The organism is Actinomadura rubrisoli, assembly GCF_004349215.1.
Classification (GTDB): Bacteria; Actinomycetota; Actinomycetes; order Streptosporangiales; family Streptosporangiaceae; genus Spirillospora; species Spirillospora rubrisoli.
Window position 1 is genome coordinate 1 of the sequence record NZ_SMKU01000352.1, and the last position, 9,716, is coordinate 9,716.

The 9,716-nt window shown below is 68.7% G+C and carries 10 protein-coding genes and 1 rRNA gene; 6 read left to right on the top strand and 5 right to left on the bottom strand.

The genetic code is table 11. From position 1 onward, the window contains the following. Positions 1-262: 262 nt before the first annotated feature. The gene (locus E1298_RS48780) at positions 263-406 is read left to right on the top strand and encodes a hypothetical protein (protein WP_165975880.1); all 144 of its coding nucleotides are present in this window, start codon (positions 263-265) and stop codon (positions 404-406) included. Positions 407-558: 152 nt separating this feature from the next. On the opposite strand, the gene E1298_RS39025 is transcribed toward E1298_RS48780, so the two are convergent. Further along, positions 559-1,602 (bottom strand): alpha/beta hydrolase family protein, encoded by a 1,044-nt coding sequence (locus tag E1298_RS39025; RefSeq protein WP_243726080.1) that lies wholly within the window; start codon positions 1,600-1,602, stop codon positions 559-561. Positions 1,603-1,852: 250 nt separating this feature from the next. On the opposite strand from E1298_RS39025, the gene E1298_RS39030 reads away from it, so the two are divergent. After that, positions 1,853-2,602, top strand: a complete 750-nt coding sequence (locus tag E1298_RS39030; RefSeq protein ID WP_243726081.1) for a TetR/AcrR family transcriptional regulator — start codon at positions 1,853-1,855, stop codon at positions 2,600-2,602. Between the two features lie 93 nt (positions 2,603-2,695). Next, positions 2,696-3,697 (top strand): AurF N-oxygenase family protein, encoded by a 1,002-nt coding sequence (locus tag E1298_RS39035; RefSeq protein ID WP_131902420.1) that lies wholly within the window; start codon positions 2,696-2,698, stop codon positions 3,695-3,697. A 223-nt stretch (positions 3,698-3,920) separates the two neighbouring features. On the opposite strand, the gene E1298_RS51380 is transcribed toward E1298_RS39035, so the two are convergent. After that, a complete protein-coding gene (locus E1298_RS51380) occupies positions 3,921-4,046 on the bottom strand; it encodes a hypothetical protein (protein ID WP_279499471.1) in 126 nt (41 codons plus the stop codon). Positions 4,047-4,066: 20 nt separating this feature from the next. Here E1298_RS51380 and E1298_RS39040 point away from each other — a divergent pair, with 20 nt between their 5' ends. Then, on the top strand, positions 4,067-4,513 hold the full coding sequence (locus E1298_RS39040) for a hypothetical protein (protein ID WP_131902421.1): 447 nt from the start codon (positions 4,067-4,069) through the stop codon (positions 4,511-4,513). A 241-nt stretch (positions 4,514-4,754) separates the two neighbouring features. After that, positions 4,755-5,573 carry an SDR family NAD(P)-dependent oxidoreductase gene (locus E1298_RS39045; RefSeq protein WP_131902422.1) on the top strand — a complete coding sequence of 273 codons (819 nt, stop codon included), beginning with the start codon at positions 4,755-4,757 and terminating at the stop codon, positions 5,571-5,573. A gap of 731 nt (positions 5,574-6,304) precedes the next feature. Here E1298_RS39045 and E1298_RS39050 read toward each other — a convergent pair. Together E1298_RS39050 and ctaD are read right to left on the bottom strand one after the other, a co-directional pair. Beyond that, complete coding sequence (locus E1298_RS39050) at positions 6,305-6,697, bottom strand: hypothetical protein (protein ID WP_131902423.1); 393 nt, start codon at positions 6,695-6,697, stop codon at positions 6,305-6,307. A 349-nt stretch (positions 6,698-7,046) separates the two neighbouring features. Next, entirely contained in the window at positions 7,047-8,741 is a 1,695-nt protein-coding gene (gene ctaD / locus E1298_RS39055) for an aa3-type cytochrome oxidase subunit I (protein WP_131902424.1), read from the bottom strand. Between the two features lie 92 nt (positions 8,742-8,833). Between ctaD and E1298_RS39060 the strand changes: the two genes are divergently transcribed. Further along, a complete protein-coding gene (locus E1298_RS39060) occupies positions 8,834-9,337 on the top strand; it encodes a 2-thiouracil desulfurase family protein (protein ID WP_131902425.1) in 504 nt (167 codons plus the stop codon). 42 nt (positions 9,338-9,379) lie between these two features. On the opposite strand, the gene rrf is transcribed toward E1298_RS39060, so the two are convergent. Continuing rightward, positions 9,380-9,496: ribosomal RNA gene (gene rrf / locus E1298_RS39065) — 5S ribosomal RNA — on the bottom strand. Positions 9,497-9,716 lie beyond the last annotated feature (220 nt).

Below are 9,716 nucleotides of genomic sequence, written 5' to 3' on the forward strand. Positions count from 1 at the left end.
CTCCGAGGCCCCGCCCGAGGCCGCGTCCGCCGCCGCCCCGGCCTCCGCCGTGCGGGCCTCCGCCGATTTACGAGCTTTGGCCGTGCCGCCGCCGCCCGTCTCGTCTTCGATCGATCGCCTTGCCTCTGCTGCGTTTCCCATGTCCGGGATCGTCGCGCCGCGCCTTGCCGTCCGTCGTCGGGCCAGGAGATGCACCACGCCTGCTCCCCCTGCGGCACCCGGGACCTCGCGCCTACCCCCCGCGAGGTATACGGGGCGTCCATTGACGTTCGCGATCGAGCCGCGCCCAGCCCCGGGCGGCCACTTCGGCGTGCGGCGCGGAGGAGCAGGCCGAGCGGGGGCTCCGCTGGACCTGGGGCCGGCTCAGCTGCTGGACGGCACCGGCGGCCGTCCCGGCGACCAGTGACGGCATCCCGCGCGACGGCGTGGTCATCGAGGTGACCCCGGCCTGCTGAAGCCGGGGTGTTCCGTGGCCGGGAGCCGGGAGCCAGGAGCCGGGAACGGCCCACGCCCGGGAGCGTGTCGCGGCGGCCTGCTCCCGGGGGAACAGGACTCCGATCATGGTCGGAGACCGCGCAGGAAGCGGTTCTGATCGTCCAGGTAGCGGTGGGCGAAGACCGACCGGGGCGCGAAGAGGAAGACAAGGGTGCTCTTCAGCTCGGAGCGGGCGAGTGCGTCCTTGACCATGGAGTGGTCGGCGTCCGGGTAGTGGCGGACGGTGAGCTTGCCGCCGGACTCCAGTTGTTCGCGGTAGACGGCTTCGGTGTCGGTCGTGTCCACGTTCCGGTCGTGGCCCGCGAGGGCGAGCAGGACGGGGGTTCCGCGAAGGGCGAGCAGGTCATCGGTCGCGTCCGAGGTGAAGTTCTTGCCGATGAAGATCCAGCGGTTCGGACTCATCCCCTGGGCGCCGCCCATCACCCTGACGTACTCCTGATAGCTCGCGCGGCGTTTGAGCAGGCCGAGGACGCGGTCTCTCTCATCGAGCTCCCTCCGGACGGTGGCCGGCGAGGCGTCGCGGTCCTTGAGTTCGGCCAAGAGGTTGTAGCGGCCCTGCCGGAGCCAGTTGATCGCCGGGGAGACGGCCATGACGAACGCCACGGACGTCCGCTTGGCGATCTTCGGCAGGACCCAGCCCGCCTGGCTGACGCCCCACAGCCCGATCCGGCCCGCGTCGAGGTCGGGGCGGGCACGGGCCCAGGCGATGGCGGCTGCGGCCTCGTCGGCGCGGTCGTCCATGGACTGGTCCAGCCAGTTCCCCGGCGCTCCGTCCACCCCCGGCTTGGCCCAGGACAGGGTCGCGTACCCGGCACGGGCATAGGTCTCCCACATCGGCAGATAGCCGTCCTCATGGGTGGCGTCGACGGCGGCGTCGCCGTGGATCATCACCACCAGGGGGTGGCGTTCCCCGCTCTCCACGGGGGTGCTCAGAACGGCGTGCAGGACGTGTCCGCCCTGCCGGATCGTCAGCCGCTCCGTCTTCATGTCGTAGTCGTTCTGCCACAGCACGACCCCACCGAGAGCAGTCACGAGCAGCACCATCGCAACGGCGGCCCAGGCGACGACGCGCCACTTGCCACGCGGAAGGACGCGTTTGCGGTCCACAGCAGCCACCTCTCAGGGAACGTTTCTGAAACGATCGTACAGGATCCGATAGTTTTCTTACGCAACAGCCGAGCCGAGGCGTGGCCGGGCATCGTTGCCCTCCGTGACGTGGGCCGCCTCGAACCCGCAGGGCCACGGCCGGCTCTGCCGCCACGGGCCGGGGATCGCATAAGACGTGATGTCCAATTGTGATGCGCGCAACATACATGCAGGCTTGCTTGCTTGTATGTCGCGCTCGTACCGTCGAGGTGTGTCAGTAAGCAGCCGCCGACGTCGCCGCCACAGCTCAGGCCGCCGTACCCAGGAGGAACGCCGGTCGCACACGCAGGCCAGGCTCCTGGAGGCCACCATGGAGTGCCTGGTGGACCTCGGCTGGTCCGGCACGTCCACCACCGAGGTGGCCCGCCGAGCGGGCGTGTCCCGCGGGGCGCAGCAGCACCACTACCCCACCAAGATGGTGCTCGTCGCCGCCGCGCTGGAGCACCTCCTGGAGGCGCAGCGGCTGGCGTACGAGACGGCGTTCGCGGTGCTGCCCGCCGAACGGCGCGACGTGGCGGGCGCGCTCGACCTCCTCTGGGAGGTGTTCCGCGGCCGTCCGGCCAAGGCCCTGATGGAGCTGGCGGTGGCCGCCCGCACCGACGAGGAGCTGCGGCCGCTGTGCCTCGACCTGAACGAGCGGATCCTCCAGGTCATCCTGGAGACGTTCGAGCGGCTGTTCCCCGCGAACACGCTGTCCCACGACTACACCGACACCATGCTGCGCACCGTGTTCGCGATGTTCGTCGGATTGTCGATCCAGAACGCGCTCGACGACGACGCCAGCGGCCACCAGGCGGCCGTGCTCGGCCAGGTCAAGGACATCGCCCGGGTGATCGTCCCCGAACCCGCCGGCACCGCGACCGCACCGGCCGCGGCCCCCGAAGCCGGGCCCGAACCGCAGGCCCCGGCCCCCGACACCGAACCGCGGGCCCCCGCCGCGTCCGGGGCCCGCGGCGCCTGAACCACGACGCGAACCCCAGCCAGCCCACCCCTCCGTCCCGACTCCGAAAGACAGCCGCCCTGCCGGCAGCACCTTCCCGAGGGAGCGCCCGACATGCCCAAAGCCCCCACCGAACTCGCCGACGAGGTCCGCGAGCAGGTCAAGGACAAGAAGTCCTACCTTGGTGTCATCGACCGCCTGAACAAGGCGTCGGTGGAAAAGCACTGGGAAGCCTACGCCGACATCCCCTGGGACGACCCCGAGTTCCAGGTCGACAAGAACGACCCCCGCTGGGTGCTGCCCCCGTTCGACCGGCTCGGCGAGACCGCCTGGTACCAGTCGCAGCCGCCGGAGATCCAGTCCCAGATCGGCCTGTGGCGCGTCGCCACCGCGATGAAGATCGGCCTGCAGTTCGAGAACCTGCTCAAGCGCGGGCTGCTCAACTACGCCTACCGGCTGCCGAACGGCCGGCCGGAGTTCCGGTACGTCTACCACGAGACGACCGAGGAATGTCACCACGGGATGATGTTCCAGGAGTTCGTGAACCGCACCAAGATGCCGATCCGCGGCATGCCGCGCTCGCTCAGCCTGATCGCGCAGGCCGCGCCGTGGATCCCGCTGATCAACACCGAGATGTTCTTCGTGTTCGTGCTCGGCGGCGAGGACCCGATCGACTACGTGCAGCGCAAGTCCCTCAAGGGCGGGCACATCAAGCACCCGCTGGAGGAGACCATCATGAAGATCCACATCGCGGAGGAGGCCCGGCACATCTCCTTCGCCCGGCACTACCTCAAGCACCGGGTGCCGAACATGAACCCGCTGCGCCGCCGGATCCTCGGCGTGGCCACCCCGGTCGTCCTCGGCGTGATGGCCCGGATCATGCTCGCCCCGCCCGGCCCGATGGTGCGGCACTTCAACATCCCGAAGGACGTCGTCCGCGCGGCGTACAAGAACGAGGCGTCCCAGGCGGAGATCTCCAACTCCGTCGGCAAGATCCGCGACCTGATGGCGGAGCTGGGCGTGATCAGCCCGGTCGGCAAGCAGGTCTGGAAGGCGTTCGGCATCTGGGACGAGCCGAAGCAGCGCCGTTCCGTCGAGGCCGCCAAGGCCGCCTGAGCATGGCCGACGCCCCGAGTCCGCTCCCCGGCCCGCCGCGGTGACGCCCGCGGCGAGGCCGGTGGGACACGGCGGGAATACACCAAGGACATCGCCCGCAAGTACAAGCTGGAGCAGCACACCCGGTTCCGCGCCAAGGTGACCGGCACCGAGTACGACGACACCACCGGCACCTCGCCGCGTTCGAGGGGACGATGTTCCACTCCGCCAAGGGGGACCGCTCCTACGACCTGACCGGCAAGCGCGTCGCCGTGATCGGCACCGGCGCGTCGGCGATCCAGTCCGTCCCGCGGAACGCGAAGCGCGCGGGCTCGCTGACGGTCTTCCAGCGGACGCCGCCGTGGATCATGCCGAGGCCCGACCGCCCGCGTGACCAGGGTGGAGAAGGCCGTGTTCCGCCAGGTCCTCAGCGTGCGGCGCGGCTACCGCAACGGCATCTACCTGCTCCAGGAGAGCTTCGTCCTCGGGTTCAGGAAGCCCAGGCTGCTCAAGGCCGCGAGCTCCATCGCGCGGTGGCACCTGGCCCGCCAGGTCCCCCACCGCGAACCCGGCTTCCACGTCACGGACGCGTTCGAGGACGCCTGCATCATCGGCCGGAACGATCTGCGGATCCAGGATGCGCGGAAGGACGGCATCAAGGCCCAGGGCCACTACATCCTGCGGTGCCTGGCCTTGCCGGAGGAGGCGGGCGGGGCGCGCATCTCCGTCCGGCCGTCCGCCCAGGTCCGCTTCAACGCGTGGGTGCAGCGCAGGTCCGGGGGCGCCGTCTGGGTGGCCGGGGCTGCGACAGCTGGTGCCTCGACCGCGACGGCCTGAACCGGGCGGCATGGCCCGCGTCCACCGTCGCCTACCGGCTGAGGACGCCCCGGCCCGACCCGGCCGACTTCGGGATCGGGACGGCGAGCTGAGCTTCACCGCAGGGTGACTACCGGCGAGTTCGACGAACCCCGTAGAATCCAGTAATTACACATTCCATCTAATAGCCGCCGCGGGCCCGGGCCCGTCCCCCAGGCCCCGGGCCCGCGGTTTCGGCGCCAAGCATCGAGCGGAGCGCGCAATGAGCATCGCGATCGTGACCGGAGGCGCATCCGGCATCGGCCGTGCGATCGCCACGTCCCTGGTGACGCGCGGCGACACCGTCGTGGTCACCGACATCAACGCCGCGGGCGCCGCGAGCGCCGCCGACCGGCTGAACACCCTCGGCCAGGGCAAGGCGATCTCCGCCCCCCTCGACGTCACGGACGCGGACGCGGTGTCCGAGCTGTACACGGGCGTGAAGGCCGACCACGGCCGACTCGACCTCGTCTTCAACAACGCCGGCATCGCGGTCGGCGGCCTGGCCGAGGAACTCACCCTCGACCACTGGAACCGCGCGATCGACATCAACCTCAAGGGCGTCGTGCACGGCGTCCACGCCGCGTACCCGATCATGCTGGAGCAGGGCCGAGGGCACATCGTCAACACCGCCTCGCTCGCCGGGCTCGTCCCGATGCCGCTCGGCATCCCCTACACCGCCACCAAGCACGCCGTCGTCGGCCTCTCCCTCGGCCTGCGCGCCGAGGCGGCCGGACGCGGCGTCCGCGTCAGCGTCGTCTGCCCCAGCTTCGTCGACACCCCGCTGCTCACCAACGTCAACCCCGACCTGCCCGAGACCCCGCTGAGCGGCGACGCCACCGGCGACATCAAGAAGGCGTCCCCGCGCCTCTACACGGCCGAGAAGCTCGCCCGCGACATCATGCGCGGCGTCGAGAAGAACCAGGCCCTCATCGTCGCCCCGGCCCACGGCCGGGCCGCCTGGCGCGGTGTCCGCCTCAGCCCCGGCGGCGCCGTCCGCATAGCCCAGATAGCCGTCAACCGGGTCCGCGCAGGCAAGTGACCCCACCGCACCCCCCTCGGGCGGAAGGCCCGGTTGACGTGCGTGGAGATGGCCTGACCTCGGGCGATGTGCGCGCGGCGATCGGAGCGGTGGGTGATCTTGTCTCACTGGTGCGCATAGAAGGCAGGCGCTGCCCGATCGGTGAGGGCGGCTACGACCGTGCCGCAATGACCGCGTTCGCAGCGTCGATGCTGTGCGGCGTCGAACGCCCCGGACGGGACGGTTCAGGAGTCGTCCGGTCTGGCGTCCGGCGGCGCGGATCCGGTCCGCTCGGAGTGGGAGTGGAAGCGGTAGGGATCTCACCGTTTCGCCTGAGCTGGACGGCCAGGTCAGCGCCCGTTCTTGGCTCATGGCGTGCTCCCTTCCTGGCGGGTAGCGCTGTTTCAGGATGGGGGTGTGCGCGGCCTCGTCTGCGGGGCGGCGCCTTGGCGCGCTGGCGGAGTCACAAGCTCTTGTAGAGGGAGGATGCCAAGTCTCGGGAGTTGCACGGGCGAGGGATCGGCATAGCGGACTTGGCGCGGCCCTTCGGACGGCCACGCGGGGCGGTCCGGTCGGCGCTGCTGCGGACGGGACTTCGTGGAGCGGACCGGCAGCGGACAGGGGGCTCGCAGGGCGCCCAAGGGTGGTCATGCCCGGCTCGGCGACCGGCGTGTCTTGGCATGTCCTGGCGGTCCGGACGGCGATGGCCCGTCCCAGGAGCAGAGGGACGGGCCCCGCCGCGGGTGTGGATGTTAGTCGACGATCACGTCGAAGGCCACGTCGCTGAAGCCCTTGGAGGCGCTGCCTGTGATGATGAAGACCTCTTGGTCCGTGCAGCCTGTGGAGCGGACGTAGATGTTGGAGTCCCAGGGGGCGTTCCAGCGCATGGTGGCGACCGGGACGGCCTTGGTGACGTTGATGTCGGGGTCGAGTTTGATGCAGTACTGCCCGGTGCCGATCTTGCGGACGCCGGTGACACCGGTGGAGCGCTCAACCGAGCCGTCCGCGTTGACCGAGGCGGCGGCGCGAGCGCCAGGGGTGTGGGCCCCACCGATCGCGGCCATGGCCGGGAGGGCGGTGGCGAGGGTGAGGCCGGCGGCCAGGCCGGTGCCGGTCAAGGTCAGGGTCATCTTGAGTGAGGGCATGAGGTCCTCTTTCGTGCTCGGTGGGTTGTTCGTGGGGGCGCGGCGCCGCAACCGAGCGTGACACGGAGAGTGATTGTATGACTACATGCTCTGATGACCTACAGTGGCCATGCGACTACCTATTGTTACTGACTTATTGAGACATTGACTGATTTCCTGGCGGCATGGCGAGCTCCCGCAAGTCCGGGGCACGCACCTAAGGTGGGGCAACCCGAGCCGCCAAGGCCCGGAGCACGGTGACCTGTGAAGAGTCCCCCGTCACCTGAACTGGTCGGCGATGGCGAGGAGGAAGGGCTTGCCGACGACCTGGAAGCCGCTGCTCGGCGCTGATGTAAGGACGGGCGGTCGTCTAAGGGGCAGGAGGTCCCTTGTCGTGGATTCCGCCGTTGCCTGGGAGCGTTGCTCCGGTGATTGAGGGCAGCTTCGGGTAGTGGAGGTCGAAGGCCGGCCTCTCGGAGCGGATGCGCGGGATCGAGGTGAAGTTGTGCCTTGGCGGCGGGCAGGACGTGGCCCATTCCAGCGAGTTGCCGTATCCCCACGGGTCGTCGGCTTCCACGCGGACGCCGCGCCGCGCCGTCCGGTAGACGTTGTAGAGGAAGAACAGCGTGGAGGTCCCAAGGATCAGGGCCCCGACGCTGGACACGCGGTTCAGGGCGGTGAACTCGTCCGGGTAGTCCGCGTACCGTCGTGGCATGCCCTGCGCGCCCAGCCAGTGCTGGACGAGGAACGTCGTATGGAAGCCGATGAACAGCATCCAGAAGTGGATCTTCCCGAGGGCCTCGTTCAGCATCTTGCCGGTCATCTTCGGCCACCAGAAGTAGAAGCCCGCGAACATCGCGAACACGACCGTCCCGAAGACGACGTAGTGGAAGTGCGCCACCACGAAGTAGGAGTCCTGCACCTGGAAGTCCAGGGGTGGCGACGCCAGAATGATGCCGGTCAACCCGCCGAAAAGGAACGTCACCAAGAAGCCGACGGAGAACAGCATCGGCGTCTCAAAGCTGAGTGTCCCCCGCCACATGGTGCCGACCCAGTTGAAGAATTTCACCCCTGTCGGCACCGCGATGAGGAACGTCATGAAGGAGAAGAACGGCAGGAGGATCTGCCCGGTGGTGAACATGTGGTGCGCCCACACCGCCATCGACAGGCCCGCGATCAGGATCGTCGCGCCGACCATCCCGAAGTAGCCGAACAGAGGCTTGCGGCTGAACACCGGGATGACCTCGGTGACGATGCCGAAGAACGGCAGCGCGATGATGTAGACCTCGGGATGTCCGAAGAACCAGAACAGATGCTGCCAGGTCAGCGCCCCGCCCGACGCCGCGTCGAAGACGTGGGAGCCGAACCGCCGGTCCGACTCCAGCACCAGCAGCGCCGCGGCCAGCACCGGGAAGGCCAGCAGCACGAGAACGCTCGTCAGCAGGATGTTCCAGGTGAAGATCGGCATCCGGAACATCGTCATGCCCGGGGCCCGCATCCCGATGATCGTGGTGATGAAGTTGACCCCGCCCAGGATCGTCCCGAAGCCGGACAGCGCCAGCCCCATGATCCACATGTCGGAGCCGATGCCCGGCGAGCGGATCTGGCTGGTCAGCGGAGCGTACGCCGTCCACCCGAAGCTCGCGGCGCCGCCCGGCGAGATGAACGAGGCGAACACGATCAGCCCGCCGAACAGGAACAGCCAGTAGCTCAGCATGTTGAGCCGCGGGAACGCCACGTCCGGCGACCCGATCTGCAGCGGCATGACGACGTTCGCGAACCCGACGAAGAGGGGGGTCGCGAACAGCAGCAGCATCACCGTGCCGTGCATCGTGAACAGCTGGTTGAACTGCTCGTTGCTCACCAGCTGCCCGCCCGGCTCGGCGAGCTCGCCGCGGATCACCATGGCCATCAACCCGGCCAGGAGGAAGAACACGAACGAGGTGATGAGGTAGAGGTATCCGATCACCTTGTGATCGGTGGTGGTCAGCCAGGACACCAGAACCGAGCCCCGGGGACGCCGCACCGGGGGCGCCTCCGGGAGTGGACGGCCGAGAAGGACCATGCCGGGCTCCCTGCGGAGGGGGGTACCCACAACTATTCGCCAGCGTCCAATGGGACGCAAGACATCGAAGTGGTCCGCATAGGCTGGAAAGCGTGGAACGCATACTGGTCAGCTCCTGCCTCATGGGCAGGCCCGTCCGATATGACGGCGCGGCCAAGCCGATGAACGGCGAGCTCTTCGCGCGCTGGCGCGGCGAGGGCCGTCTCGTCCACTTCTGCCCTGAGGTGTCGGGCGGACTGCCCATCCCGCGGCCACCGGCCGAGATCGTCGGATCGTCTCCCGGCGCCGACGGTACCGCCGTCCTCGACGGGACGGCCCAGGTCCGCACCGACACGGGCGACGATGTGACGGAGGCGTTCATGCGCGGCGCACGGCTCGCGCTGGAGACTGCTCAGCGGGCGGGCGCGCGCATCGCGATCCTCAAAGAGGGCAGCCCGTCCTGCGGAAGCCGACGCGTCTATGACGGGACGTTCACCGGTGCGTCGGTCGCCGGCGACGGGGTAACGACAGCCCTTCTCGAACGGGCCGGCATCCACGTCTTCAGCGAGGACGACCTGGACGCCGTGGACGCCCTGCTCAACAAGCTGGAGAAATGAGAAAGGGCCCCGCCGTGTGGCGGGGCCCTTTCTGCAATATGAGTCCGGCGGTGTCCTACTCTCCCACACAGTCTCCCGTGCAGTACCATCGGCGCTGAAGGGCTTAACTTCCGGGTTCGGGATGGGACCGGGTGTTTCCCCTCCGCCATAACCACCGAACGACCAACCCCAACACCCCCGCGCGAAACTCACGGGATGGTGCGGGAAGCTCATCGTCCGACACTCACCAGCGTCGGTATTCACATATGTTCAGCGGGTTCCCGGTTGTTTCCTGGGAACCACACAGGGACGCGAACATCGCATTCGTGCAGCGATTCGGTTTGAACGTTCAGTGTGTTCAAGCCACTCGGCCTATTAGTACCGGTCGACTCCACACGTT

Bases quoted from the DNA above. Each gene is read 5' to 3' on its own strand.
- E1298_RS39045 (WP_131902422.1), top strand. From the start codon at position 4,755: ATGAGCATCGCGATCGTGACCGGAGGCGCATCCGGCATCGGCCGTGCG.
- ctaD (WP_131902424.1), bottom strand. From the start codon at position 8,741: ATGGTCCTTCTCGGCCGTCCACTCCCGGAGGCGCCCCCGGTGCGGCGT.
- E1298_RS51380 (WP_279499471.1), bottom strand. From the start codon at position 4,046: ATGATCCACGGCGGCGTCCGCTGGAAGACCGTCAGCGAGCCCGCGCGC.
- E1298_RS39035 (WP_131902420.1), top strand. From the start codon at position 2,696: ATGCCCAAAGCCCCCACCGAACTCGCCGACGAGGTCCGCGAGCAGGTC.
- E1298_RS39050 (WP_131902423.1), bottom strand. From the start codon at position 6,697: ATGCCCTCACTCAAGATGACCCTGACCTTGACCGGCACCGGCCTGGCC.